Below are 26,610 nucleotides of genomic sequence, written 5' to 3' on the forward strand. Positions count from 1 at the left end.
TATTTATCGCAATAACAATTTAATTAATCATTTTTTACACGAATTTAGTTTAACAATAACTGATGTTAAAACGATTTGATGATGAATTCAATATCAAAACCTAATTTGATGGCTATTGAGTCAATTACCTATGAGAACAAACTTCATCATCAATCTATCAAGAAATATTAAATGATAAATACGAAGAGTTACAAAAAGGTTGAACAAATGACTTATTATTTATTTAGTTATTATTCTTTATAAAAATAATTTGTAATTGTCATCACAATAATTGTCATCACTAAAGTTCCTAAAATAGCTAATGAGATGGCAATAATGAAGCGTCAAAAAACTGATAATAATCATAAACTAGTTAAATATAACACAACAAATTCTAACATCACAATAATACTATAAATAAACTGTTCTTGTTGATGATAACCACATAAAAAACAAACTAATGTTGTAATAAAAGCATATAGTAGCATTCCCATTCCAATTAAAAACATATATCCAAAAGCAATACTATCTTTAAAATTCAATTTTAATAAATTTAATTGCGGATCTAAAAGTAATCAAATCATCAACCCCGGGATTAGTGCTTGCCACAAAACAAAAAAAATACTTCTTAATTTATTATCACTTCGCATCTTTTCACTACTTAACATCACTATTCCCTCACTCTTATAAATTATACAACAAAAAACTAGACTTCTAAAAGTCTAGTTTTATTTATCTAATGGAGCGAGTGATGGGAATCGAACCCACACAATCAGCTTGGAAGGCTGAAGTTCTACCATTAAACTACACTCGCATAATGTAAGTTCATTACAAAATATATCACATTTAAAAATAAGAAGCAATAAGTTTTACTAAAAAATCTGTAGAAACCATAGATGTTTAGTACATTTGGTTTTTATAAATTATTTGGGGGTATATTCTTTTGGCAGTAATATTTTGTATTGAATGCGACAGCGAAAGCTATGTCATTGGTAATAAAAATACAGTTGGAATCTGTAATCCTTGCGATGAAAAGGGTTTTTAAATTTTGAAAGGAAAGATAAATTATAAAATATGTCGCTGGTGTTTACATCTATTTAGTGATAAACGATATTTGCATGTTGCTTGTGAGAAAAAATTTATTAATCATATTAAAAAAATTTTAAAAAATAAAAGTAAAAGGAATTTAGATAATAATGTTTAAAGTTAAATTAGTTAGTATAAAAAGAAAAATATTTAAAAATAAAGATGGCTCTATGATGTCAGGTTATTCTGCCGAATTTTTGCGTTATGAAAATGACTTATTTGAGCCTACGGGCGAACAAAAGGCTTTATGAATTGATGATAACAATCTAGAACAACAAGAAATTTATAAACTGTTAAAAGAAAACGTTAAATCATTTTTTAGTTGCGAATTAACTTTTGAAAAAACCCCCAAAATAGTTAACTTGGAAAAAATTGAATTATAAAAAAATCAAAAAAATTTGTCCAGTTAATTGATAATCACTTCGGTCTGCGAAGCGGTGCGGAAGGCGTATGCCGCCCCGCCCGCTAGCGGGTTAGTCGGCGAAGCCGACTATTACTTGATTAAATAACACAACTGGCGAAAATCTAAAACTGGAGCATAAAATATGAATTTACAACTTCAAAATCCGACCGATTTTTATATGAAAACCATTTATTACGGTCAATATATTCGCAATATTGTTATGCCTTTAGAACGCATCAAAGCAAATATTCGTAATGCTAGCGGTTTAAAAAATAAGGGTAATTGTGATACAAAACTGCTTAATAGCAATATTCGTGCAAAATCTAATGTTATTCGGAAGGCATATCATAATTTTTGAGACTGTAAAAAACTTACATTCTTAACTCTTACTTATGCTGATGTTAATGAATTTGATATTAGAAAATGTAAGCGTGATTTAAATAAATTTTTTAAAAAATTAAAATACTAATTTAAAGTTAAAAATAAAAATATTAAGTATTTGTATACCTATGAATATCAGAAACGAGGCGTTATTCATTTTCATATTTTAATTACCGAAAAAATACCTCATAAAATTATTTTACAATTTTGACCTTATGGAATTAATAAAAATATTAGAGTTCCTGAAAACACTAATGAAATGGTTGTAAAATATTGCTCTAAATATATAACTAAAAATGTCCTGAACGAAAAGTCATTAAACCAGTATGACTTAAATATCAAGGCTTATCAATTCTCATATAACTGTCAAAATCCCATTACTAGAAAACAAGTATTTACCGATACTTTGAATAATATTGTTAATCGAACTGTAAATTCTGAATTTGTAAAATACTTAAAATCAACAGTTAATAACTTTAAAACCAAAATGTGCGGAGCAATCTATGAATTTAAAAATATTAATTATATAGACTTTGAAAGTGCAAATTATGCTTCATTAGAAAGTTTAAGATTTAGAAACCAACTAAGAAAAATGAAACATTAGGAGTTAAAAAATGAAAGAAAAATTGCAATTTAAAATAAGAATTAAAAATTAAAAAATTAAGGAGAAAAGAAAAATGAGTATTTTTGGATTAGTGTTTTTTACGATTTTAACATTATTACTAGCATACTATATTGCGGTTAATATTTATCGGTTTTTTAAAGATAAAAAGAAATATGGCAGCGAAGCAAAACAGTTGCCAAAAGATTTTACTTATGCACAACGAATATTTATTGCAAAGTTTAAGTGAAATTTATTAGAACAAGATGAAAAAGAAATTAAAAAGTAGGTTTAGAAAATGTTTAAAAAAATAACTATTGAGTTAATTGAATTAATTTATCCAATTACTGATTTACCACCCCAAGTTGTATTTTTGTTTTCAATTTTAATAATTGTAATGCTCTTCTCGGGAATTATTTTTCTACTCTTTTGACCTTTTAAGCGGTAATTATTATGTTTTTAGTTGCTTGAAAAGATTTAGATTGAGAAATGACAAAATTATATTTTTGAGATTTATTTATTCAAATTAAAGTTATTCCGGCGTGAGTTTCTGGTAAGGAAATTGATTTAACCCAAGAACTACTTTGACTTTTAATAGCAAATATTGCGTTTTGAATGGTATTAGTATTTATTGTCTTATTTATGGTTATTTTATTTTATAAGGTTAAATCATATTTTGTTTAGAAAGGGGGTGATTATATGTTTAGAATTTTTCTTGATGGAGCAATAACACCGGTAGCAATTACTGGTGAACAAGCGGTTACTAACTTATGAAAAGCATTAATTAAAGCGTTTGGTAATATTTGAACTGATATTATTGGTGGTAATATGCCAAATGTTGTTAATTTCTTTGCTACATATTGAGTTTTCTTGCTTGGGGTAATTATTGGTTTATTTTTAATTGCTTTCAAAATGTTTGAAAAATTAATGCCGGGCAGATAGTAATAAAAATAAAGAAAGTGTGATTTAAGTTATGCTATTGTTTAAGAAAATAAATTTAAGATTATATGATTTTGTCGCTTTAAATCGCACTTTATTTATTATTGAGTGATTCTATGGTGCAATTTTGCATTATTATAATCCCCAAAGTTGACGAATGTTATTTGATATTATTTATTTATTAATTGCTTTGTATATTTTATATACTAAAATTTCTCATTTCTTTGCTCGTCGAAGTTTTATTAATTTCTTATTAAATTCACCTTTAAATTTAGTCATTGGTGCCTTAGGGACTGGAAAAACCGCTTTAATGGTTTTAACTTCTTACTTATTAAGTGGTTGAAAAACGATTTCTACTTTTCCGATTACAGATAAACAAATGCTTTCATTAGGGCATATGTCACTTTTAGATTATAATTATCCAATTTTAGATGAAAAACATTTACTGTTATGAGATGAAACTAATTTATTTCTTGAAGGTACTGATTATAAAGAAAATGATAGAGTAACCCAAGGTTTACAAGAATATTTTGCTTCGGCTCGACAATTCACCCATATTGTATTAGCGAGCGGACAAAGAGCCGAACATATATGAGTTAAAGTTCGTGATATTGCGAATTCAATAATTGTTGGTATTAGAAAAAAACCGGTTAGTATCTTTCGTCCTTATTTACAAGTTATTTATGGCACTTTTAAATCGGTAAGTGAATACGAACAATGACGATTAACGCTAATTAATGCAAAAAATGATAAAAAAGGTCGCAAAATCAAGTATCGTAGCATTCCGGAATTAGACATTTATTTCTTTAAATTAAAAATTCCGATGTCAATTTTAAACCTTTATGATAATAAATATTTATCATTCTTGCGTGAATTAAGTAATCGTGCTTTGAATGATAATTATCAACATAAATTTTGAAATGATAATGTAATGGATATTGAAGCATTAGAATATTTAAAAATGGAAAAATTCAGTAAGATACTTACTAAGTTAAAAAATAATCTGAAGAAGAAAAACAAGTAAAGGAGTTTAAAAAATGGAAAACTTAGAAAAAATGGCTAGTTTGATTGGCGATATGTTTTATAAAGTTTTTGATTTAATTTGAACTTTAACCATTCCCGGAACAGATATTCGCATTATTATTTTTCCGCTAATTATGCTTGTGATAAATCTTGTAATTGGTGGTATTTTAGGTATTCATATTGAACGACCAAAAGTTGGTTTTCGTAAAAAATATCGAAAATCAGTTGCTAATTGAGGAACTAAGAAACAATCATCTAGTGGTTCAATTAAGAAATTTAGTGGTAATAGCCCTAAAAATAGACCGTGAGTTAAGCAGCCGGACGGCGAATAAAAAGGTAGGTTTTAGAAAATGTTTAAATTAATAATATTATTTATTCTTGTTGCTGTTTTTTCCATTTTTGCTTTAAACGACTTTTTAGGTTTATGAGCCTATGTGCGTGAGGGTTTAGAATATTTTAATAAAGTTCTATCAAATAATATTAAAATTTTAGATTTGTTTAAACCAATGATAAGGTTATTTTCCCAACATCCGATTTTTCAAATTTTAGGAACGATTTGTATTTTATCAACAATATATTTAATTTTAAGGAGTTAAAAAATGAAAATGTTAAAGAAAATATTAAGTATTAAATTATTTAAAAGCGTTTTAGGTTTTATGCATTTTTTTATTATATTTCATACTGTTATGGTTATAATTTGAGTGTTTTTAACAAAAATTCGAACTAACACAGATGAGTTTTTTAAAGATTTTATATTGTTTGATTTCCAAAATGTAGTTTTTAAGGTGTATTTTTGATTATTAATCGTTTATTTGTTAATAACTGGTATTAATAAATTAATTATTAGGGGTTATTACTTTAATAAAGTTTTTAGAAAGCACCAAATGCAAGTTGTTAATTGTGAATGTCCACAACATAATCAATATAAATTTTGTGATGCTTTTAAAGCGATAAAAAAGAGTTTTAAGGCGTGATGAGATGCATAAGATTATTTCTTGATTTATTATAATGTTTATTGGTTTGGTGCCATTAGGGGCTTTCTTTGATACAAAACAACCACCAAAACCTAATATGGAACATTCCTTTATGAAACGACAAAAACGAGCCTCAAACCTTAGTCAATGCGGAAATAATTGTGAATTAGAGTTTATTAGTATTAAAAATACTTTTTTTAATGTAGAGAGTTTTGGCTCTGCTGGAAGAATAACTTTTTATGATGAAAGTGTTCGTTTTCCAGATGATATGTCTGAAAAAAGCTTTTTAATCGAAAATCAAAGTATTAATAATCCTATAGAGGATTTTTTTAAACGAGAAGGTGTTTATAAACCAAAACCATCTGAAGATATATTGACTACTTATGGCTGAGAAATTCCTAAACTTGAAAGTATTAAAGTGTCATTTGTTTATTTAGATAGATATCAATTAAATAAACCACAATATTTTATAAGTTTATTTTCAGCTAAAGTGCCACTACAACCAGAGAAAGATAACGAGCAACCGTTACCTACGGAAATAAATAAAAATGATGGTGAGTATGATTATACTCAGTTTCAAGATAAACTAGATTATTTGATGATACAACGCCGAGATTTTGATAAATTTAATTATAGTTACTTATATTGAGTTCCTATTTTTAATTTCTTTGACGATAATTTTAAATATATGAATGAAGTGTCAATAAAATTAAATGGTTTTAAAAAAAATAGTAAATTTAGTTTAAGTCGCAAAAATTCATATCCACAAGGTTTCATTGAAAAAGTTATTTTTAGGAAACTTTCCTTTTCTAGTTTTGGTGATGTTATCACTATAAAAACTGAGCACGGTAGTATTGTGGGTAATAATGAGTTTTTAGAAAATGGTAAATCACTTTGAAAATCTGGCTCACAAACAGGTTTTGGAGGAGATTTTATTAATACTTTTTTTGGACAAGTTAATTATTATGGTAATACTTTCCATTTTTTACGCTATGATGATAAATTAAAAACTGATTTTAAAGATTTTATGCTTCATTATCAAAAAGATTTAACTGTTGATTTTATTAATGGTTTATTTAATAAAATTTATAAAGTTTTAGGTGGTTTTTTCGTACAATTCTTTTATGCAAGTTTTGATATGGATACTTCTACTTATGTAGAATTAGATTACAAAGGAATGCAAGAAATTCCTAAAAATGTTTTACAAATGGGCTTTTTCTATCGCTCCTTAATTACCTTTTATCCCAAACAGTATTTAATTAATTTTAATTCCACAATGCAGAATAGTAAGAATATGATTTTTCGTTCCTATTTTTTTGTTAAAGATAAACAAATTGCTAATGATTTTAAAACTGGTAAAAGTTCTTATCAAATAAATTTTAATGTGTTAAAAGCATACGATAACCAATTATGGAATGTTACTAGCAATAAATTGCATTTTTACAAGGCTAAAGTTGATGTCATGTATGGAATTAATATTTTTACGCTAACTTTTCCACTATATAAAAAGAAAAATGAAAGTACTAAATATCATTATTCTTTATACGATTTTAACATTTTGAATTCAACGGCTTTTATTGGCGGTGGAATAAGTGGTAATATGGATGACTTAATTCCGACACCCAATTGTTCTTATTGAGGTTTATTTAGTGCGATATCTTGTGGCATTCAGCACGCTTCTGTTAGTATGTTAAATTGATTGCTTGGTCTTTCAGGGATTAATCTTTTAATTCGCCCCATTGCGGATATTGCCAAAACAACGATTAATTTTACCAAAACCGCCTTTCCAGTGTTTGAAGTTATTCCGGCATTTCAGATGTTATTTGAATTTGTAGTGCCATTAGCAATCTTATTAATGATATTAAAAAAGTTCTCTTAAATATTGCCAATATTTTTTATAATATAATTCCTTTGAAAGGAGGATTTTTCTTTATGCGAAAATTTTTATCAGCTTTAAATTTAGTATGTGTACTGTTTATTTTTGGGTGTAGAAGTAATGTTTATGAAAAAAAATTACAATTTTCTAGTTTAAATAATACATTTTTTAATGTAGAGAGTTTTGGCTCTGCTGGAAGAATAACTTTTTATGACGAAGGTGTTCGTTTTCCAGATGATATGTCTGAAAAAAGCTTTTTAATCCAAAATCAAAGTATTAATAATCCTATAGAGGATTTTTTTAAACGAGAAGGTGTTTATAAACCAAAACCATCTGAAGATATATTGACTACTTATGGCTGAGAAATTCCTAAACTTGAAAGTATTAAAGTGTCATTTGTTTATTTAGATAGATATCAATTAAATAAACCACAATATTTTATAAGTTCATTTTTAGCAAAAATACCTAATTAATTAGCAATTTTAATAAATATGTTTGAAAATCGTATTTTTTGCAATGCGATTTTCTTAATTTAAGGAGTTTAAAAAAATGAAATATATTATTTCCCAAGCTGACTTAGCAGATTTAAAAGCAAAAGTACAAAGTTGATTAACAACAATTTATAACCATAAACACTACCATAAAACCAAAAAACGAGTTACTAGTTATTTAAATTTATGTAATCAATTTTATTTAGAACCAATAACTTTAAATAAATTAGTAAAAAAGCATTTTCACGGTATACGAAATACATTTTATCAATGAGCTAATAAAATTCTTGCTGCTTATCAAAATGATGATTTTAATAGTTTAATTTTAAAATATAAAAAACCTAACAAAATTAGTTATCAATATGATTTAGATTCTCGTGAAAAAATATGCAATTTATATTTTGATTATAGAAATATTCAAGCCGGTGGAATGTGGTCTTTATTTAACAATTTAAAAATGGGTTTTCACGATATTGAAAATTCAAAAATTCCAAAAAATATTAAAACTTTTTATCGCTGAATTAAATCTGACTCTCGTTGAAAACAATTAAAACAACAAATCAAACAAACAAAACGCCATTTTAAGCGTTATGAAGTCTCAGAGATTGGTCTTTTACAAATGGATGCCAAAATAATTACCCCATTAAATTTTCCAGTTGATAAAAAGTATTATATTTATGATTTCATTGACGAAATAACACGCATAGTATTTGGTTATATTTATGATAGTTTAGGAACCAATAACGCGATTAACGCTGTGCAAAGAGCAATGAAAGATTTTAGTGAACTTGGAATATCTATTAAACGCCTTCGTACTGATAATGCCCCAGAATTTACTACTACTAATTGAAGTAATAAAAAAGCATACAAAGTAAAAGAAAGACCTTTTACGGCCTTTCTTTCAAGGAATGGGGTTATTCATGAAACCACTCCAATTCGTTCGCCATAAAGTAACGGTAAAATTGAGCGGTTTCATCAACATTATACTAAATTATTTTATGTTAAGGATAAAAAATTAAATCAAAATGAACTCCAACATTTCTTAAATCAATATTATTACTATTACAACTTCCAACGCTGTCATTCAGCATTACAAAATAAATCACCATTTCAAAAATTACAAGAATTAATAAATTAATTTCTACTTTTTTAATATTTTTCTTGATTGTACTAAACATCTGTGGTATATTACATTTTACTAAAAAATCTGTAGAAACCATATACATATGACAAGATTTTGTTTTCTACAAACTTTTAGGGGGTGTTTTCTTTTGGCAGTAATATTTTGTATTGAATGAGACAGCGAAAGCTATGTCATTGGTAATAAAAATACAGTTGGAATCTGTAATTCTTGCGATGAAAAGGGTTTTTAAATTTTGAAAGGAAAGATAAATTATAAAATATGTCGCTGGTGTTTACATCTATTTAGTGATAAACGATATTTGCATGTTGCTTGTGAGAAAAAATTTATTAATCATATTAAAAAAATTTTAAAAAATAAAAGTAAAAGGAATTTAGATAATAATGTTTAAAGTTAAATTAGTTAGTATAAAAAGAAAAATATTTAAAAATAAAGATGGCTCTATGATGTCAGGTTATTCTGCCGAATTTTTGCGTTATGAAAATGACTTATTTGAGCCTACCGGAGAACAAAAGGCTTTATGAATTGATGATAACAATCTAGAACAACAAGAAATTTATAAACTGTTAAAAAAAAACGTTAAATCATTTTTTAGTTGCGAATTAACTTTTGAAAAAACCCCCAAAATAGTTAACTTGCAAAAAATTGAATTATCAAAAAATCAAAAAAACTTGTCCAGTTAATTGATAATCACTTCGGTCTGCGAAGCGGTGCGGAAGGCGTATGCCCCGCCCGCTAGCGGGTTAGTCGGCGAAGCCGACTATTACTTGATTAAATAGCACAACTGGCGAAAATTTAAAATGGGAGCATAAAATATGAATTTACAACCTCAAAATCCGACTGATTTTTATATGAAAACAATTTATTATGGTCAATATATTCGCAATATTGTTATGCCGTTAGAACGCATCAAAGCAAATACTCGTAATGCTAATGGAGTTAAAAATAAAGGTAATTGTGATACAAAATTGCTTAATAGCAATATTCGTGCAAAATCTAATGTTATTCGGAAGGCATATCATAATTTTTGAGATTGTAAAAAACTTACATTTTTAACTCTCACTTATGCTGATGTTAATGAATTTGACATTAGAAAATGTAAGCGTGATTTAAATAAATTTTTTAAAAAATTAAAATATTGATTTAAAGTTAAAAATAAAAATATTAAGTATTTGTATACCTATGAATATCAGAAACGAGGCGTTATTCATTTTCATATTTTAATCACCGAAAAAATACCATATAAAATTATATTACAATTTTGACCTTATGGAATTAATAAAAATATTAGAGTTCGTGAAAACACTAATGAAATGGTTGTAAAATATTGCTCCAAATATATAACTAAAAATGTTCTGAATGAAAAATCATTAAATCAATATGACTTAAATATCAAGGCTTATCAATTCTCTTATAACTGTCAAAACCCCATTACTAGAAAACAAATATTTACCGATACTTTGAATAATATTGTTAATAGAACCATAAATTCTGAATTTGTAAAGTACTTAAAATCAACAGTTAATAACTTTAAAACTAAAATGTGCGGAGCAATCTATGAATTTAAAAATATTAATTATGTAGAATTTGAAAGTGCAAATTATGCTTCGTTAGAAAGTTTAAGATTTAGAAATCAACTAAGAAAAATGAAGCACTAGGATTTAAAAAGTGAAAGAAAAATTGCAATTTAAAATAAGAATTAAAAATTAAAAAATTAAGGAGAAAAGAAAAATGAGTATTTTTGGATTAGTGTTTTTTACGATTTTAACATTATTACTAGCATACTATATTGCGATTAATATTTATCGATTTTTTAAAGATAAAAAGAAATATGGTAGCGAAGCAAAACAGTTGCCAAAAGATTTTACTTATTCACAAAGAATATTTATTGCAAAGTTTAAGCGAAATTTATTAGAACAAGATGAAAAAGAAATTAAAAAGTAGGTTTAGAAAATGTTTAAAAAAATAATTATTGAGTTAATTGAATTAATTTATCCAGCTACCGATTTACCACCCCAAGTTGTATTTTTGTTTTCAATTTTAATAATTGTAATGCTCTTCTCGGCAATTATTTTTCTACTCTTTTGACCTTTTAAGCGGTAATTATTATGTTTTTAGTTGCTTGAAAAGATTTAGATTGAGAAATGACAAAATTGTATTTTTGAGATTTATTTATTCAAATTAAAGTTATTCCGGCGTGAGTTTCTGGCAAGGAAATTGATTTAACCAAAGAACTACTTTGACTTTTAATAGCGAATATTGCCTTTTGAATGGTATTAGTATTCATTGTCTTATTTATGGTTATTTTATTTTATAAGGTTAAATCATATTTTGTTTAGAAAGGGGGTGATTATATGATTAGAATTTTTCTTGATGGAGCAATAACACCGGTAGCAATTACTGGTGAACAAGCGGTTACTATCTTATTAATGATATTAAAAAAGTTTTCTTAAATATCTCTAAATTATTATATAATCTAATTTCTTTGAAAGGAGGATTTTTTGTTATGTGAAAACTTTTATCAACTTTAAATTTAATAAGTGTAATGTTTATTTCTGGGTGCAATAAAAATAGCAGTGATTTAAAAAAATATGATTTAGAGTTTCCTAGCATTTACAATAGTTTTTTAATTCCTAGTAAAATTGGTGGTGGTGCTAAAATTAAATTTCAAGATAACATAGATTTGCCTCTTGAAATTAAACGAACTCGCATTTTTAGCTTATCTCTTGGAAATAAAAATAAAGATTGAATTAATTTTTATAAAAATAACGGTGTTAAAAAAAATTATGATGATTTTAGTTATTTAGATTCAGATTTTGGTTATGAAATTTCTGAAATAATTAAGGTTAAGATAACATTTACTAAATCAATAGGATTATTTTATAGTATAACTTCTTTCTATGCCAAAATACCTAATTAATTAGCAATTTTAATAAACATGTTTGAAAATCGTATTTTTTGTAATGCGATTTTCTTAATTTAAGGAGTTTAAAAATGAAATATATTATTTCCCAAGCTGATTTAGCAGATTTAAAAGCAAAAATCCAAAGTTGACTAAGTGCTAACTGCCGTAATCCTTATTACTATAAAACTAAAAAACGCATTACTGCATATTTAAATTTATGTACTTATTTCTATATTGAAGAAACCACCTTAACAAAACTTATTAAAAAATATTTTAAAAATGCAACAAAAAGCTTTTATCGTTGGGCACAAAAAATTATGACCGCTTATTATTCTGATAATTTAGATTTGTTATTGTTTAAAACTACAAAACCACAAAATCTTAATTATCAATATAGTTTAAATTCTCGCAAAAAATTATGTGACTTATATTTTGATTACAAAAATCTTCAAGCCGGTGGAATGTGGTCTTTATTTAATAATTTAAAAATTAATTTTCATAATGTCAAAAATTCAGAAATTCCAAAAAATATCAAAACTTTTTATCGTTGAATTAAATCTGACCCTCGTTGAAAAGAATTAAAACAACAAATTAAACAAACAAAACGCCATTTTAAGCGTTATGAAGTTTCCGAGATTGGTCTTTTACAAATGGATGCTAAAATTATTACCACATCAAATTTTCCGGTTGATAAAAGATATTATATTTATGATTTCATTGACGAAATGACACGCATAGTATTTGGTTATGTTTATGATAGTTTAGGAACTAATAACGCCATTAACGCTGTGCAAAGAGCAATGAAAGATTTTGGTGAACTTGGCATAACCATTAAACGCCTCCGTACTGACAATGCTCCGGAATTCACTACTACTAATTGAAGTAATAAAAAAGCATACAAAATAAAAGAAAGGCCTTTTACAACCTTTCTTTCAAAAAGTGGAATCATTCACGAGACAACACCAATTCGTTCGCCTCAATCTAATGGGAAGATTGAACGATTCCACCAAAATTATACCAAATTATTTTACTCTAATTTTAAGGATAAAAAATTAAGTCAAAACGAACTTCAAAATTATTTAAACAAATATTATTACTTTTATAACTTTGAGCGTCATCATTCATCATTAAACACTAAAACCCCATTTCAAATATTACAAAAATTTTTAACAAAGTAATTTCTAAAAGTTTGAATAATTATTTTCACAAGAAATTTAAACTTGTTGTGTTTGTTCCGATTAAAAGTGATTACACCCAAAAAACTTAATAATTTTTGCATATTTATTATTTATTTTTATTTGTTTTGTTAATTTAACGAGTGTTTTATTACACCTAAAAAATCAACAATTACTAAGAAATAATCCATACACCCAGAGCAACAATTCCACCAATAACAATAGACAAGCCTAAAGTTTCGGAAGCTAAAGCAACAGAACCGCCAATAATATAGCCCCCCAGCCAGAGCAGCTCGGCCAACTTCTGTAATAGAATGCAATAAATGTCCATTTCCATTTGTTCTTAAATGATCATTAAGTTGGTTTGTAATAGTTTGTATATGTTGTTCATCCATTGAATTATATGTGTTTAAAGCTTGTCTAATATTATGATTATTTGCTTGTGTATATGTAATATTAGAAAGAGGGCTAGTTCCAGAAAAATTAACTCTTACAAAACCATTATAATCACGATGCCTAATATCGGCCCAGTTTCTAGTCATATCAGAAATATAAAAGCGCCGTTGTCCATTTCTATCTTGAAAACGAGCTGGAACATTTATTATATTTGCCGAAACTACTTCATCTATAATTAAATCTATGTTTAAATCAATCAAATTTTGATTATTTGCATTCATTGGCATATTCAAACCACGTATATTTCCTAAATTTGTGATTGTAATCATTGAAGATAAATTAGGTCTTTGACTATCATAAGAAATTAAATAACTTGTTAATGAATTACCCAAATTATCTCTATTAGAAATTAGTGTTCTTATAAGTGAAGCATCAACAGTACCGTTTATTCCTGTTGAAGGATCCATATAACGAAAAGTAAGAACTGAGCTAGAATTTATTTCATGCATATTAGCTCCCAAAACACCATAAACGCCATAAATTATAATAAAATGATTATCAATTTCACTATTTAAATTATAATTTTGAGGTAAATTTCCTCTATAAGCAAGTGCTACTGGTGTAGCATTTTCTAAACTGCCTCTAATTCTATTTTAATACTAGAATTAGACGCACAATCAGAAACCAAACCTTCGACTGATATTGAATTACCAACAATAAACACCAAATTTGACGCTAACCATAACTATAACGATGTTATTGATAATCTTGACTATTTAATGATTCACCGTGGTGATTTTGATAAATTTAATTACTCCTACCTCTATTGAACACCGGTATTTAATTTCATTGACACCTTAGAAAAAGGTTACTATAAAGAATTTATGATTAAAAATCACGGCTTTAAAGATGAAAGCTATTTTTATCATAAGACCTCTAGTGATAAAAATGTAGTAAATGAGAATGTTTTGAAAATTAAGGAATTTAACAAAACTTTAATTGCAGGTAATAACTATTTACAATTATTACATGGTGAAAAGAAAATCTGAAAATATGACACTGCGAGCGCTAACGATTATTACTTAATTAAGTATCTTTTTGGTACCTTAAATTACCTCAATGTTAGATTTAGTTTTTTGAGATACGACCCTGACTTGCAGAATGACATTTACATTTATTTTAAAAACAACATTCCTAGTATTAAAAACAGCGATTACAAAAATATTTTTGACGAAATCTATGAAATCCTTGGTAACTTCTTTGCTAGTTTATTTTATGCCACTTTCGATATGGATGAAAAAACTTACACTGAAATTGTTTTTAAAGGAGTAGACAACTATAACAAAGATTACTTTATTCAAATTGGTTTCTTTTATCGCTCGTTAATTACCTTTTATCCCAAAAAATACTTAGTAAATATTATAGGAAACTCAGAATTATTACTAAGAAGTTATTTCTTTACTTTTGACAAAAAAACGCATCAAGAGAATTATGATGCCTTTAAAAACAATAATAGTATCTATCAAATTGATTTTAATGTCTTAAAATCCTATGATAATAAACTAATTACCTTGCCAACCAGCAAGGCCGCTAACAATATCAATTAACTCAATACTGATATTGATATTCGTTATGGTATTAATATTTTTACCTTAACATTTCCCCCTTTATCACAAAAGTAATATCTCTAAATACAATTTTAAAATTTATGACTTTAATGTTCTTAATTCCACAGCATTTATCCCCGATGGTTCAACCAACTCAGAATGGGATGACCTAATTCCGCCACCAAATTGCAAATATTCCGGACGCTGAATACCAACTTTTAATGATATTGGTTGTGCCATTCAAAATGCTAGCATTAAAATGCTAAACTGAATGCTAACAGCGTCACAAATCATTACAATTTTACGCCCGTTAGCAATTATTGCAAAAGCAACAGTTAACTTTTCAACCGCCATTTTTCCAGTTTTTAAAACAGTACCAGCTTTTTACTATACCTTCCAATTTTTAATCGGTTTTGCCGTTTTTCTAATGATTTTAAGGATTTTCCTGTAATATATTATATATATATATATATATATTGAAAAAATAAGATAATAAAGGAATTAAAATAATGAAAATTTTAAGTACAATAGTTGTTTCAGGATTAACGATATTATCCGTAACTTCTTGCTCCAATAAAACAAATAGACCAACGCCGTTAGACTTAGACAGTAAAAAAAGTAATCAAGTTTCTAAAATTAACTTAGAAAAAGCAGAATTTACAATATGAAAAAATGAAAATCCTTATAAACATGCATCAACGTGAAAAACAGAATTACAATTTTTATTAAATGATATAGAAAAGCAATCAGGAATAAAACCGATAAATCCTGTGGAAGAATTATGAAACAATAAAGGGCGAATTCAAAGTTATATAAACCAAAATCAAATTAATATTATTAAAAAACTTAACGAATTACAAATAAATACAAAATGAACAGAAGTTGAAAAAGAACAAAAACAAAATATTAAAATAAAAAATATTAAAGTAAAATTTGAATACCAAAAAGATACCTTTGCCGGTGCAAGATGAAACTGATGAAAAATACTAGAATTCGAGGCACAATCAGAAACCAATTAAAATAAACACTTTTAAATAACTACTCAAGCAACCACGACAGAAATGCATTTTTCTATGATAACAATACCCTTAAACAAATAAGTAATTTTTACTTTTTTTCCTTTCTATTTTATCAAAATAAAAACCAGTAATTAATTAAAATTACTGGTTTGAATGTTTTTCTTATTTTTCACAGAGATTAAATTATTGTTTTTGTTCCAATTAAAATAATTTTTCCTAAAAGACTTAATATTTTTTCATATCTTATTTATCAAATGTTATTAAAATTTGCAACTTTCTTCGCCCGGAATAGTTTCTTTAACAATAGACTTCTTGCATAACCTATTAAAAAAATTACAAATATTTGTAAAAAGACATAATTAATTAAAATTATATTTTTCTATTACTGTCTTTTTACAAATATTTGTAATTTTTTTAATAGGTTATGCAAGAAGTCTATTATATAATAATTACTATAAAATAACACCACCAATAAATTATCATAAAAACAAAAAAATCCAACTTTATTGTAAAGTTAGATTATTTATATCACTTAATGGTGACCCGTACGGGATTTGAACCCGTGAATGCACGCGTGAAAGGCGTGTGTGTTAACCGCTTCACCAACGGGCCCTAAAATGGCGCCTAGTGTAGGGTTTGAACCTACGACCTACCGGTTAACAGCCGGTTGCTCTACCAACTGAGCTAACTAGGCAATTGTTTAATTCAATCATTTTAAATTATATCTACTTTTAATTTTTTTGCAACTAAAAATGCCATAGTTTAACAATTTTGCATTTATTAAATTTCCGGATGGACGCATAAAGTTTTGTTAGGTAGATAAAGATTTGAATAAGTATTAAGACAGTCAGCAATGATTGTCTTTTTATTTTATAAGGTGTTAAAAATTTGTTCTTTGAAAATTAAATACAAGTGAATTAATAATGTTGGTATGTATTAAAGCACGATAAATTGTGGGTGGTCGCCATAACCGAAAGAAGTTTACCAGTTGATAGATAACCCCCTATTAGCTATAGCAATTTGTTTCGTTTTGCAATAAAAAAATGAATGGGTGGATTTCCTGAAAATATACACGCTATTAAATTAGTTCCAAGGGCAGGATGCGGATGTTAAAGTGTAGAAATTTCTATATAAGGGACATACTAAGTTTAAAATTATTAAAATCTTTATCTAATTAAAAAATAAAATTTAATAACAAAGCTTTTTAAACACTTAAATCTGCGATATATAAGTGTTTAAAAAACTAAGTTAACTAACAACTTAGTTAATATAACTTAGTTTATTCATAAGAAAGGTAATTTACTATGAAAAACATTGAAAACATTTTCTTAAATACTAAAAAATATCTCTTAAAAGAAACACAAAACGCAATGTTTATTAAAGCACCAAAAATTCCGTGATTTAATGAACAAATCGGCATTTGGTTTCCAAAGCGATTTGTTTATAAAGGAAAATACGAAAATTCCATTTGCATTGGGATAATAAAAGATAGTAAATATCAAGTAATTTCAATTAATCAACAAGAACAAGAAACCAAGTTAATTAAAGGCCAAGAATTATTAAGTTTCTTCATTGCCGAAAAAGAAAACAATAAAAAAGATATGAATTATAACTATTTTAAAGGAGATTAAAAATGAATATTGCAATTGGACTAATATTTATTATTATCAGCATAATGCTATCGGCATATTTTGCTTATAAAATTTATGCCAAAATAAAAATGCGAATTAAATACAAAAATGCCATTAAAAATAATACTGGTAATTTCACAAAAGACGAAAAAGTATTTATTGCCCGCTTTGAAGAATGAGTTAAAACTCCTAATTTAAAAGAAAATAACAAGGATAAAAAATAATGTTTTGAGAAATTATTATGGAGTTCTTAAAACTGTTTGTTCCGATAGAAAAAATGCCTGCACAAGTTGCGTTTATTGCCGGATTAATTATTATCATTACTTTTCTTTTCGCATTAATTTCAATTATGTATTTACCAATAAAAATGATTTTTGGGAAATAGAAAATGACAATAAACTTAAAAGAATTTAATTGAGAGCAAATTAAACAAACTTTCTGAGATTTATTTATTCAAATTACAACCATTCCGGCTCATATTAGTGGTGGTAAAGAAATTGATTTAACCGAAGCGCCACTTTGGCTTTTAATAGCAAACATTGCTTTTTGATTATTAACAGCGATTATGGCGTGATTTATTCTAATGTTACTTTGAAAAACCATATCAGTATTTAGATAAAGACAAATGAAGAAGGCCTTAAGAAGAAAGGGGGTGATTATATGATTGGAACTTTCTTAGCCGAGGCACCAGCAACAGTAGAAAAAATAACAGCTAGTGACGCGATGACTAAATTATGAAATGCGATTATAACAGCGTTTACTAAAATGTGAGAAATTATTGCTGTTAATATGCCACAAGTCGGTAACTTCTTTGCTGACTACTGAATCTTCATTTTTCCATTTATTTTGGCAATATTCTTTATTTGCTTTAAAATGTTTGAAAAATTACTTGGAGCAGTACGCTAACAAAAAAATAAAGTGAGGTGCAAGATGAAATTTTGCAAATGAATAATAGAAAAAAATAACCATTTTATTGAATTAAATCGCACCTCATTTTTAATTTTATGACATTGAGGAGCAATTTGATACATTTACAACGGTTATTTTAAAAACATTGTGAGCTATTTATTTTTAGCAGGGTGTATTTTAATTTTCCTTTTTAAAATCGGTAATTTAACACAAATTAACAAAGTTATTAACTTCTTAAAAAACTCACCATTAAACATCGTTATTGGTTCATTAGGAACTGGAAAAACTGCCTTTCTAGTATACGCATCAAAATTACTAAAAAAGAAGAAATATCATATCGCCTCAACCTTTCCATTACTAGAAACTCAAAAATTAAGTTTAGGTCATATGGGATTATTAGATTTTGATTATCCGGTATTGCCAGACAAAACCTTACTTTTATGAGATGAAACCAACTTATTTTTAGAAGGAACTGATTGAGAAAAAAATAATACCAAAAACGAAGAAACCGGTATTCAAGAATATTTCGCTTTGGCACGCCATTTCGGTCATATTGTGTTAGCTAGCGGTCAAAGAGACAAACATATTTGAGTTAAAGTTCGTGATATTGCCAATAATGTGATTGTGGGAATTCGTAAAAAACCCGTTAATATTTTTCGCCCCTACTTAAAAGTCATCTATGGTACCTTTACGAGCATTGAAGAATATGAACGCTGACGAAACACCTTAATTGATGCTAAAAATAGCAAAAAAGGTCGTCGCATTAAATACCGAGATATCCCTGAACTTGATATTTATTTTTTTAAACTAAAAATTCCTCTACCAATATTAAACACTTACAATTCTTTTTACCTAGCGTTTTTAAGAGATTACTTAAATTCAAAAGTAAATCCTGACTATGAAGACAAATACTATACTGACACAGCAATTGATTTAGAAGACTTAGAATACTTAAAAATGGATAAATTTAGCAAATTTTTAAGAAAAATGAAAGAAAAGGAACAATAAAAAATGGCAAATCTTGCAAAAATGGCGGACTTTCTTGCTCAAATGCTTTATAAGGTCTTTGACTTAATTTGAAGTTTAGAAGTACCGGGGACAAATATTCAACTAATATTTCCTCTATTCTTAACGCTGGCTGTAGAATTTCTTATGGCAATTATTCTTGGATTTGGTAGTCAACAAGTTAATTTAGAAAGACAACGCCAATATGCGGTTAAAAATAAAGGTCGTTTAAGTGCATGAGGAAAAGCTAAAAAACAAATAAAACCAATAAAAACAAAACAAGGTAACTAAAAATGTTTAAACTAATTATTATTTTTATCTTAATAACTGTTCTTGGACTTTTAGCTGGTAGCCATTTTGAAACTTTAACAAACTATATTAGCGAAGGCCTTGCCAATTTCCAAAAGTTTATTACTAGCAATTTAACAATTTTAGAACTGTTTAAACCAATGGCACGAACATTTTCGCAACATCCAATCTTTACCATTCTTGGCGTTACTTGTGTACTTGTTGCTTTATTTATTGTGATTAAAGGACGATAAAAAATATGAAAGGAGAGTTAAAATGAAAAAACTTTTAGTAAGATTATTTAAAAAAGATAATTCAAAAGAAAAAATGCCATTAAAATTAAGAATTAAAAATTCTTTTAAAAAACAGTGGTTAAAAATATTATTAAGTATCATTTTCATTTTTATAAGCCTATTAATTTGTGCATTAACAGCAAGCGATACTAAATGAATAACTGGAACAAGTAATGAATTTAATAATTTTATGAATAAAGAAATGGTTGATTTCTTTGGCAAATTTAATAGTGGTATTATGCTCGCGGGAATATTTGTTTTTTGATGGGGTGGAGCAATATATTTTGGAATTAAATTTGAAAAATTAATTCGCTTTATTATTCATAAAATTAAAGCAAAAAGAGCCTTGAAAAATGAAATCAAACAAACTCATTAATTCTTTAAAAAAATATTGATGAATAATAATTAATTACATTATATTCATATCTTTAAGTATAGTTTTATTGTTACATACAGATATTGAAAATTTGCAACAATTTATTAAAAATTTTGGAGCAATTGGTAAATTAATGATTATAGGTTATTCATTAGTGTGAGTAACCATAACAGAAATAGTAAACTGTTTAATTCGTTTTATATTAAAAAAGATTAAAACTAAAAGAATAATGAAAAATAAAATATTTTAAAAAGGAGTGATAAAAATGTTTATGAAAATATTTACCGTGTTAATTATTAGTTTCAATAACATTTTTACCATTCCACAAAACATTAATAATGACAAATCAACAGCACAATCACTAATTAGAAGTAAAAGGCAAAATAATGAGTCATACGAATTAAACTTAAAAAAATCAAAATTAACACTTAAATCATCAAAAGATGACAACAGCAAGTGAAATCAAAAATGAGAAATAAAAGTTAATGTAGAAAATGAATTTATGCCCAAAAACTTGCCTCCGCGAATGAAACTTAATGATTGAGAATTTTATGTTGATAAAAATGACAAGATTACACTACCAATATTAAAATCATTAGAATATGATTTAAATTGAGAAAAAAACAGTGAACCAAGATATTGAGAAAATAAAGATTTTTTATCGTATCAAAATAAAAAATTAAAAAACATAAAAATGAAAGTACAAGAATGAGATAAAAATGAAAGATATGCCAAATGAAAAATATTAGAATTTAACGCACAATCAGAAATTAAACCCTCGACTGATATTGATTTACCAGAAAAAACCACCAAATTTGATGGCAACCATAACTATAACGATGTTGTTGATAATCTTGATTACTTAATGATTCACCGTGGTGATTTTGATAAATTTAATTACTCGTATCTCTATTGAACGCCCGTATTTAATTTCATTGACACCCTAGAAAAAGGTTATTACAAAGAATTTACGATTAAAAATCACGGCTTTAAAGACGAGAGTTATTTTTATCATAAAACTTCTAGTGATAAAAATGAAAATGTTTTGAAAATTAAGGCATTTAACAAAACTCTAATTGCTGGAAATAAGTATTTACAATTGCTACACGGTGAAAATGAAATCTGAAAATATGGCACTACGAATTCTAACGATTATTATCTAATTAAATATCTTTTTGGTACCTTAAATTACCTCAATGTTAGATTTAGTTTTCTACGCTATGACCCCAATTTAAAAAATGATATTTACCTTTATTTTAAAAACAACATTCCCAGTATTAACAATAGCGATTACAAAAATGTTTTTAACGAAATCTATGAAATTCTTGGCAATTTCTTTGCTAGTTTATTTTATGCGACTTTTGATATGGACGAAAAAACTCATACCGAAATTGATTTTAAGGGTGTAGAAAACTATAAGAAGGATTACTTTATTCAAATCGGTTTCTTTTATCGTTCATTAATTACCTTTTATCCCAAAAAATACTTAGTAAATATTATAGGAAACTCAGAATTCTTACTAAGAAGTTATTTCTTTACTTTTGACAAAAAAATGCACCAAGATAATTACAATGCTATTAACAACACCAATAGCATTTATCAAATTGATTTTAATGTTCTTAAATCTTATGATAATAAACTCATTGCCTTGCCAACCAACAAAACCGCTAACAGTATTAATTATTTAAATACGGATATTGATATTCGTTATGGTATTAACATTTTTACCTTAACTTTTACACTTTATCACAAAGGGAATATCTCCAACTACAATTTTAAAATTTATGACTTTAATGTATTAAATTCAACAGCCTTTATCCCTGATGGCTCAAATAACAGTGAATGAGACGATTTAATTCCACCAGCAAATTGCAAATATTCTGGACGATGAATACCAACCTTTAATGATATTGGTTGTGCCATTCAAAATGCTAGTATCAAAATGATAAACTGAATACTCAAAGCTTCACAAATCATCACGATTTTGCGACCGTTAGCAATTATTGCAAAAGCAACAGTTAACTTTTCAACCGCCATTTTTCCAGTTTTTAAAACGGTACCAGCTTTTTACTATACCTTTCAATTTTTAATCGGTTTTGCCATTTTTCTAATGATATTAAGAATTTTTGTATAATTATATATATATTATATTGAAAAAACAAAATGAAGGAGTTAAATTTGTGAAAATTTTAAATATAATAGCTCTTTTAGGACTAACAACATTACCAATAGTTGGTTGTTCTAAAAAAGAAAATAAACCAATATTACAAATTAAGAATGAGTCATACGAATTAAACTTAAAAAAATCAAAATTAACACTTAAATCATCAAAAGATGACAACAGCAAGTGAAATCAAAAATGAGAAATAAAAGTTAATGTAGAAAATGAATTTATGCCCAAAAACTTGCCTCCGCGAATGAAACTTAATGATTGAGAATTTTATGTTGATAAAAATGACAATATTATACTACCAATATTAAAATCATTAGAATATGATTTAAATTGAGAAAAAAACAGTGAACCAAGATATTGAGAAAATAAAGATTTTTTATCATATCAAAATAAAAAATTAAAAAACATAAAAATGAAAATACAAGAATGAGATAAAAATGAAAGATATGCCAAATGAAAAATATTAGAATTTAAAACTGAATTTAAAAATAATTAAACTGTTAAAATCGCTACCCCAAAATGTAGCTTTATATGACAATACTGCTCTTAAACAATTTTTTCATTTTTTCTATTTTAACAAAATAAAACCAGTAATTTTAATTAATTACTGGTTTGAATATTTTTTATGTTAAATCAACAAAAACAATATTTTATATAATCTTTTTATTTTTTAAAGCATAAAAATCATTAATCTGCATCTTTAAATTCAATAGAAGATTTCCCATGTCATGTTTTATCTCTTCCCTCCTTTCTATTTTTGCAAAATAAAAACCAGTAATTCTAATTACTGGTTTGAATATTTTTATTATTATCATTTTGACAACAAACTAAATAAAATGGTTGTAGTTGTTCCTATTAAAGTGATTGTTCCTAAACAAGTTAATTTTTTTTTGTATAACCAGTTCCGCATGAAGAAAGTTTATTTTTTAATGGTTGAATACTTTGGCTACCTATATCAGCCAACCCAGCAGCAAACCCTCCTTTAACGGCACCAGATATAGAAGGTTTATGAAATTTTCCTATTTTAAGACTCAAAAGTGGATGAGCGTTTACTTGTGGTAAGGTTGATTTAGCGGCACCTAAACCCGCACCAGTTAAAATTGATAAACCAAGTTCCGTTCAATTAAAACTATTGTCAATATCAGGATAACAACCGTTAGCAGCTTCTCTATTATATTCATCTGGGCTATAATTAGCAGCTCTAGCCCTTTTAACTCTATTTAAACTTTCCAAATTATTTATTTGTTTGTAATTAATATTATTATTTGTTGGGGCTGGAACGTTGCCTACAAGGCCTGCCATCCCGCTTCCAGCTATTGTTATTGTTCCTAAGATTGCTAATAATTTTTTCATCTTTATTGACTTTCTATTTTTGTGAATTTTTAGTAATTAATAAAAATTTACCCATTAATCAGCGTCCTTTCTCAAATTTATAAAGTTTAATTACTACAAATTAATTATAAACAATTAAATAAGAATTTCTATCATTTTTTCACGATATTAAATACTAGTTCTAAAAAACATTTATCATTAAAGAAAAAAGCTGACCAAATTTTATTAAAATTACTATCAAGAAAGGTAATTTATTATGCTAAAAATTAATAATAATGTAAAAAGCTCAGAAAACAAGCATTGGTTTAGTTTATTTACAACCCATAAAAATATGTACATCAGCAAATGCGAACAACTAGCTAATGAATACGAAAAACTAGATGAATATTTATATAAATATCATTATCGCTTAAAGCAAGGTTATAAAGTAGTTCATTTTGCATCAAGAACAATTATTACAATTTTTGGTGATGTTACTTTTAAACGACGACGATATAAATATTGAAATCAAAAATCAGGTAAATTTGAATATGTATGTTTACTAGATAAAGAAATTGGTTTATTGTCTAAACAAAGAATTTATTTTGATGTCCAATTTAAAGTTTTAAGTCTTTTGGGCGATGGTAAGCGCTATCGTGATGTTTTAGATGCTCTAAATCATTGTTATATTTCAAAAGCTAGTATTTCGAATATTTTAAATAAATATGATATTGCTGAATATTTTCAATTAGCAGAAAAAGAAACTAAAACTAGAATTGATCTCAAAAATAAGGATCTATATATTCAACTAGATGAGACATTTTTAGCGACATTAGCTCAAAAAGTTAAGCAAGACCAAAGAATTCGTTTGGTTACTTTTCATACCGGACATAAAGAAAAAAATTACAAAAATGCTCGTAGAGCGTTAGAAAACAAACGAGGTCATTTTCTAATGTTAAAAGTTGGCAAAAGAATAAATACGATGGATTATCGTGATTTATTAATTAAGGAATTACAAAAACATTATGTGAATATTAATTATGACAGAATAATTGTTTGTGGTGATGGTGCTACTTGAATTAGAGAAATTGCCAATAGTTTTGGTAATGTTAGATATATTTTAGATGGTTATCACGCTATTAAAAAATTAAAACAAATGGCATTTAATATTGTTTTTGAAAATCGCAAATTAACACTAAATAGTTGAATTGAATTATATAAAAATGGAAATCATCAAGAATTGATAAAAAACATTCGTAATGTTGCTAAAAATGAATTAAATAAAGATATTAAAACAAATTTAAGGATAAATAGTAATTATTTTAAAAACAATAAGCATGGTATTCATAACCAAAATTTAGAATGAAATATCGGTTGTAGCATTGAAAGTGATGTATCACATTTAATAAAACAACAATTAGGATATGGAGCAAAAATATATAATCATAAGAATTTAAATAACTTATTACATTTAAGAATGGCAAATTTAAACAAATTAAATGTATTACATTTCATTAATGAAAATATTAATTTAGAAATAGAAATCAGAAAAGAAATATATAAAAATTCATTATGAAATAAATATAATAATAAAAATGATGATAGTTGAATTAATAAGGGCAGTATTGTATATACGAATAAATATAGAAAACATAAATTTAGATAATTAGTGAAAATTTAATAAAATTAATAATTTTTCATTGTGTAAAAATTCAATAATATGATAAAATGATAATGAATAAAAATGACAATAACAAGAAAGGTAGGGTTAGTTTAGTAATTAAATAGTATAATTAGCTGATTGTTTTACTTCTTCAAAGCAATACCTAAGAAAACTAAACGCGACCGAGTTAAATTTGTGAAAATTTTAAATATAATAGCTCTTTTAGGACTAACAACATTACCAATAGTTGGTTGTTCTAAAAAAGAAAATAAACCAATATTACAAATTAAGAATGAGTCATACGAATTAAACTTAAAAAAATCAAAATTAACACTTAAATCATCAAAAGATGACAACAGCAAGTGAAATCAAAAATGAGAAATAAAAGTTAATGTAGAAAATGAATTTATGCCCAAAAACTTGCCTCCGCGAATGAAACTTAATGATTGAGAATTTTATGTTGATAAAAATGACAATATTATACTACCAATATTAAAATCATTAGAATATGATTTAAATTGAGAAAAAAACAGTGAACCAAGATATTGAGAAAATAAAGATTTTTTATCATATCAAAATAAAAAATTAAAAAACATAAAAATGAAAATACAAGAATGAGATAAAAATGAAAGATATGCCAAATGAAAAATATTAGAATTTAAAACTGAATTTAAAAATAATTAAACTGTTAAAATCGCTACCCCAAAATGTAGCTTTATATGACAATACTGCTCTTAAACAATTTTTTCATTTTTTCTATTTTAACAAAATAAAACCAGTAATTTTAATTAATTACTGGTTTGAATATTTTTTATGTTAAATCAACAAAAACAATATTTTATATAATCTTTTTATTTTTTAAAGCATAAAAATCATTAATCTGCATCTTTAAATTCAATAGAAGATTTCCCATGTCATGTTTTATCTCTTCCCTCCTTTCTATTTTTGCAAAATAAAAACCAGTA

Annotated in this window: 38 protein-coding genes and 3 tRNA genes; 34 read left to right on the forward strand and 7 right to left on the reverse strand. The window is 26.2% G+C overall.

Annotated features, from left to right (window positions below; translation table 4 throughout):
* Positions 1-230 precede the first annotated feature (230 nt).
* Positions 231-647, reverse strand: a complete 417-nt coding sequence (locus AACK86_RS03650; RefSeq protein ID WP_338981339.1) for a DxFTY motif-containing membrane protein — start codon at positions 645-647, stop codon at positions 231-233.
* 72 nt (positions 648-719) lie between these two features.
* A tRNA-Gly gene (locus AACK86_RS03655) sits at positions 720-793 on the reverse strand.
* Between the two features lie 382 nt (positions 794-1,175).
* On the opposite strand from AACK86_RS03655, the gene AACK86_RS03660 reads away from it, so the two are divergent.
* From AACK86_RS03660 to AACK86_RS03745, 19 genes are all read left to right on the forward strand, one after another.
* A complete protein-coding gene (locus tag AACK86_RS03660) occupies positions 1,176-1,448 on the forward strand; it encodes a hypothetical protein (RefSeq protein WP_338981341.1) in 273 nt (90 codons plus the stop codon).
* A 162-nt stretch (positions 1,449-1,610) separates the two neighbouring features.
* Positions 1,611-1,937, forward strand: a complete 327-nt coding sequence (locus AACK86_RS03665) for a hypothetical protein (protein ID WP_338981343.1) — start codon at positions 1,611-1,613, stop codon at positions 1,935-1,937.
* 30 nt (positions 1,938-1,967) lie between these two features.
* Positions 1,968-2,453 carry a rolling circle replication-associated protein gene (locus AACK86_RS03670; RefSeq protein WP_338981345.1) on the forward strand — a complete coding sequence of 162 codons (486 nt, stop codon included), beginning with the start codon at positions 1,968-1,970 and terminating at the stop codon, positions 2,451-2,453.
* Positions 2,454-2,526: 73 nt separating this feature from the next.
* Positions 2,527-2,739, forward strand: coding sequence for a hypothetical protein (locus AACK86_RS03675; RefSeq protein ID WP_338981347.1), 213 nt, complete (start codon positions 2,527-2,529; stop codon positions 2,737-2,739).
* A gap of 164 nt (positions 2,740-2,903) precedes the next feature.
* Positions 2,904-3,134 (forward strand): hypothetical protein, encoded by a 231-nt coding sequence (locus tag AACK86_RS03680; protein WP_338966950.1) that lies wholly within the window; start codon positions 2,904-2,906, stop codon positions 3,132-3,134.
* 15 nt (positions 3,135-3,149) lie between these two features.
* Positions 3,150-3,392: a hypothetical protein gene (locus tag AACK86_RS03685; RefSeq protein ID WP_338981349.1), complete on the forward strand. Its 243-nt coding sequence runs from the start codon at positions 3,150-3,152 to the stop codon at positions 3,390-3,392.
* A gap of 31 nt (positions 3,393-3,423) precedes the next feature.
* Positions 3,424-4,413 (forward strand): hypothetical protein, encoded by a 990-nt coding sequence (locus tag AACK86_RS03690; RefSeq protein ID WP_338981351.1) that lies wholly within the window; start codon positions 3,424-3,426, stop codon positions 4,411-4,413.
* Between the two features lie 13 nt (positions 4,414-4,426).
* The gene (locus AACK86_RS03695; protein WP_338981353.1) at positions 4,427-4,744 is read left to right on the forward strand and encodes a hypothetical protein; all 318 of its coding nucleotides are present in this window, start codon (positions 4,427-4,429) and stop codon (positions 4,742-4,744) included.
* An 18-nt stretch (positions 4,745-4,762) separates the two neighbouring features.
* Entirely contained in the window at positions 4,763-5,008 is a 246-nt protein-coding gene (locus AACK86_RS03700; protein WP_338967003.1) for a hypothetical protein, read from the forward strand.
* A 382-nt stretch (positions 5,009-5,390) separates the two neighbouring features.
* Entirely contained in the window at positions 5,391-7,265 is a 1,875-nt protein-coding gene (locus AACK86_RS03705; RefSeq protein ID WP_338981355.1) for a hypothetical protein, read from the forward strand.
* 53 nt (positions 7,266-7,318) lie between these two features.
* A complete protein-coding gene (locus tag AACK86_RS03710; RefSeq protein ID WP_338981357.1) occupies positions 7,319-7,735 on the forward strand; it encodes a hypothetical protein in 417 nt (138 codons plus the stop codon).
* Between the two features lie 76 nt (positions 7,736-7,811).
* Positions 7,812-8,702: a transposase family protein gene (locus AACK86_RS03715; protein WP_338981359.1), complete on the forward strand. Its 891-nt coding sequence runs from the start codon at positions 7,812-7,814 to the stop codon at positions 8,700-8,702.
* A gap of 42 nt (positions 8,703-8,744) precedes the next feature.
* Positions 8,745-8,891 (forward strand): hypothetical protein, encoded by a 147-nt coding sequence (locus tag AACK86_RS07600; protein WP_422398361.1) that lies wholly within the window; start codon positions 8,745-8,747, stop codon positions 8,889-8,891.
* A 386-nt stretch (positions 8,892-9,277) separates the two neighbouring features.
* The gene (locus tag AACK86_RS03720) at positions 9,278-9,577 is read left to right on the forward strand and encodes a hypothetical protein (RefSeq protein ID WP_338981361.1); all 300 of its coding nucleotides are present in this window, start codon (positions 9,278-9,280) and stop codon (positions 9,575-9,577) included.
* A gap of 132 nt (positions 9,578-9,709) precedes the next feature.
* Positions 9,710-10,552, forward strand: coding sequence for a rolling circle replication-associated protein (locus AACK86_RS03725; RefSeq protein ID WP_338981363.1), 843 nt, complete (start codon positions 9,710-9,712; stop codon positions 10,550-10,552).
* A gap of 73 nt (positions 10,553-10,625) precedes the next feature.
* Entirely contained in the window at positions 10,626-10,838 is a 213-nt protein-coding gene (locus tag AACK86_RS03730) for a hypothetical protein (protein ID WP_338981365.1), read from the forward strand.
* Between the two features lie 164 nt (positions 10,839-11,002).
* Positions 11,003-11,233, forward strand: coding sequence for a hypothetical protein (locus AACK86_RS03735; RefSeq protein WP_338981367.1), 231 nt, complete (start codon positions 11,003-11,005; stop codon positions 11,231-11,233).
* 167 nt (positions 11,234-11,400) lie between these two features.
* Complete coding sequence (locus tag AACK86_RS03740; protein WP_338981369.1) at positions 11,401-11,814, forward strand: hypothetical protein; 414 nt, start codon at positions 11,401-11,403, stop codon at positions 11,812-11,814.
* A gap of 74 nt (positions 11,815-11,888) precedes the next feature.
* Positions 11,889-12,977, forward strand: coding sequence for a DDE-type integrase/transposase/recombinase (locus tag AACK86_RS03745; RefSeq protein WP_338981371.1), 1,089 nt, complete (start codon positions 11,889-11,891; stop codon positions 12,975-12,977).
* A 128-nt stretch (positions 12,978-13,105) separates the two neighbouring features.
* Here the strand turns inward: AACK86_RS03745 and AACK86_RS03750 are convergent, their stop codons facing one another.
* Positions 13,106-13,879: a hypothetical protein gene (locus AACK86_RS03750; RefSeq protein ID WP_338981373.1), complete on the reverse strand. Its 774-nt coding sequence runs from the start codon at positions 13,877-13,879 to the stop codon at positions 13,106-13,108.
* Positions 13,880-14,149: 270 nt separating this feature from the next.
* On the opposite strand from AACK86_RS03750, the gene AACK86_RS03755 reads away from it, so the two are divergent.
* Positions 14,150-14,977, forward strand: a complete 828-nt coding sequence (locus AACK86_RS03755) for a hypothetical protein (protein ID WP_338981376.1) — start codon at positions 14,150-14,152, stop codon at positions 14,975-14,977.
* Between the two features lie 99 nt (positions 14,978-15,076).
* Here AACK86_RS03755 and AACK86_RS03760 read toward each other — a convergent pair whose 3' ends face one another.
* Positions 15,077-15,331, reverse strand: coding sequence for a hypothetical protein (locus tag AACK86_RS03760; RefSeq protein WP_338981378.1), 255 nt, complete (start codon positions 15,329-15,331; stop codon positions 15,077-15,079).
* A 155-nt stretch (positions 15,332-15,486) separates the two neighbouring features.
* Here AACK86_RS03760 and AACK86_RS03765 point away from each other — a divergent pair, with 155 nt between their 5' ends.
* The gene (locus AACK86_RS03765; RefSeq protein ID WP_338981380.1) at positions 15,487-15,996 is read left to right on the forward strand and encodes a hypothetical protein; all 510 of its coding nucleotides are present in this window, start codon (positions 15,487-15,489) and stop codon (positions 15,994-15,996) included.
* Positions 15,997-16,532: 536 nt separating this feature from the next.
* Here the strand turns inward: AACK86_RS03765 and AACK86_RS03770 are convergent.
* Positions 16,533-16,608, reverse strand: a tRNA-Glu gene (locus AACK86_RS03770).
* Positions 16,609-16,614: 6 nt separating this feature from the next.
* Positions 16,615-16,690 (reverse strand) — tRNA-Asn (locus AACK86_RS03775).
* A gap of 610 nt (positions 16,691-17,300) precedes the next feature.
* Here AACK86_RS03775 and AACK86_RS03780 point away from each other — a divergent pair.
* The 11 genes from AACK86_RS03780 (at position 17,301) to AACK86_RS03830 (ending at position 23,167) form a co-directional block, all read left to right on the forward strand.
* On the forward strand, positions 17,301-17,627 hold the full coding sequence (locus AACK86_RS03780; RefSeq protein WP_338968632.1) for a hypothetical protein: 327 nt from the start codon (positions 17,301-17,303) through the stop codon (positions 17,625-17,627).
* A gap of 2 nt (positions 17,628-17,629) precedes the next feature.
* Entirely contained in the window at positions 17,630-17,851 is a 222-nt protein-coding gene (locus AACK86_RS03785; RefSeq protein ID WP_338968631.1) for a hypothetical protein, read from the forward strand.
* Complete coding sequence (locus AACK86_RS03790) at positions 17,851-18,012, forward strand: hypothetical protein (RefSeq protein WP_338981383.1); 162 nt, start codon at positions 17,851-17,853, stop codon at positions 18,010-18,012. Before AACK86_RS03785 ends, AACK86_RS03790 begins: the two co-directional genes overlap by 1 nt.
* 3 nt (positions 18,013-18,015) lie before the next feature.
* Complete coding sequence (locus AACK86_RS03795) at positions 18,016-18,246, forward strand: hypothetical protein (RefSeq protein ID WP_338968629.1); 231 nt, start codon at positions 18,016-18,018, stop codon at positions 18,244-18,246.
* Positions 18,247-18,287: 41 nt separating this feature from the next.
* Entirely contained in the window at positions 18,288-18,533 is a 246-nt protein-coding gene (locus AACK86_RS03800; protein ID WP_338981385.1) for a hypothetical protein, read from the forward strand.
* 24 nt (positions 18,534-18,557) lie between these two features.
* Complete coding sequence (locus AACK86_RS03805; RefSeq protein WP_338968627.1) at positions 18,558-19,544, forward strand: hypothetical protein; 987 nt, start codon at positions 18,558-18,560, stop codon at positions 19,542-19,544.
* A gap of 3 nt (positions 19,545-19,547) precedes the next feature.
* Entirely contained in the window at positions 19,548-19,832 is a 285-nt protein-coding gene (locus AACK86_RS03810; protein ID WP_338968625.1) for a hypothetical protein, read from the forward strand.
* Between the two features lie 2 nt (positions 19,833-19,834).
* Positions 19,835-20,083 carry a hypothetical protein gene (locus tag AACK86_RS03815; RefSeq protein WP_338968622.1) on the forward strand — a complete coding sequence of 83 codons (249 nt, stop codon included), beginning with the start codon at positions 19,835-19,837 and terminating at the stop codon, positions 20,081-20,083.
* A 22-nt stretch (positions 20,084-20,105) separates the two neighbouring features.
* Positions 20,106-20,498, forward strand: coding sequence for a hypothetical protein (locus tag AACK86_RS03820; RefSeq protein ID WP_338981387.1), 393 nt, complete (start codon positions 20,106-20,108; stop codon positions 20,496-20,498).
* Between the two features lie 271 nt (positions 20,499-20,769).
* The gene (locus AACK86_RS03825; protein ID WP_338981389.1) at positions 20,770-22,632 is read left to right on the forward strand and encodes a hypothetical protein; all 1,863 of its coding nucleotides are present in this window, start codon (positions 20,770-20,772) and stop codon (positions 22,630-22,632) included.
* Positions 22,633-22,678: 46 nt separating this feature from the next.
* On the forward strand, positions 22,679-23,167 hold the full coding sequence (locus AACK86_RS03830) for a hypothetical protein (protein WP_338981391.1): 489 nt from the start codon (positions 22,679-22,681) through the stop codon (positions 23,165-23,167).
* Positions 23,168-23,550: 383 nt separating this feature from the next.
* Here AACK86_RS03830 and AACK86_RS03835 read toward each other — a convergent pair whose 3' ends face one another.
* Positions 23,551-24,024 carry a hypothetical protein gene (locus AACK86_RS03835; protein ID WP_338981393.1) on the reverse strand — a complete coding sequence of 158 codons (474 nt, stop codon included), beginning with the start codon at positions 24,022-24,024 and terminating at the stop codon, positions 23,551-23,553.
* Positions 24,025-24,259: 235 nt separating this feature from the next.
* Between AACK86_RS03835 and AACK86_RS03840 the strand changes: the two genes are divergently transcribed.
* Positions 24,260-25,648: an Mbov_0401 family ICE element transposase-like protein gene (locus AACK86_RS03840; RefSeq protein ID WP_338981395.1), complete on the forward strand. Its 1,389-nt coding sequence runs from the start codon at positions 24,260-24,262 to the stop codon at positions 25,646-25,648.
* A 192-nt stretch (positions 25,649-25,840) separates the two neighbouring features.
* Positions 25,841-26,329, forward strand: a complete 489-nt coding sequence (locus tag AACK86_RS03845) for a hypothetical protein (protein WP_338981391.1) — start codon at positions 25,841-25,843, stop codon at positions 26,327-26,329.
* The last annotated feature ends 281 nt before the right edge of the window (positions 26,330-26,610 follow it).

This window comes from Spiroplasma endosymbiont of Eupeodes luniger, assembly GCF_964019525.1.
Taxonomy (GTDB): domain Bacteria; phylum Bacillota_I; class Bacilli_A; order Mycoplasmatales; family Nriv7; genus Nriv7.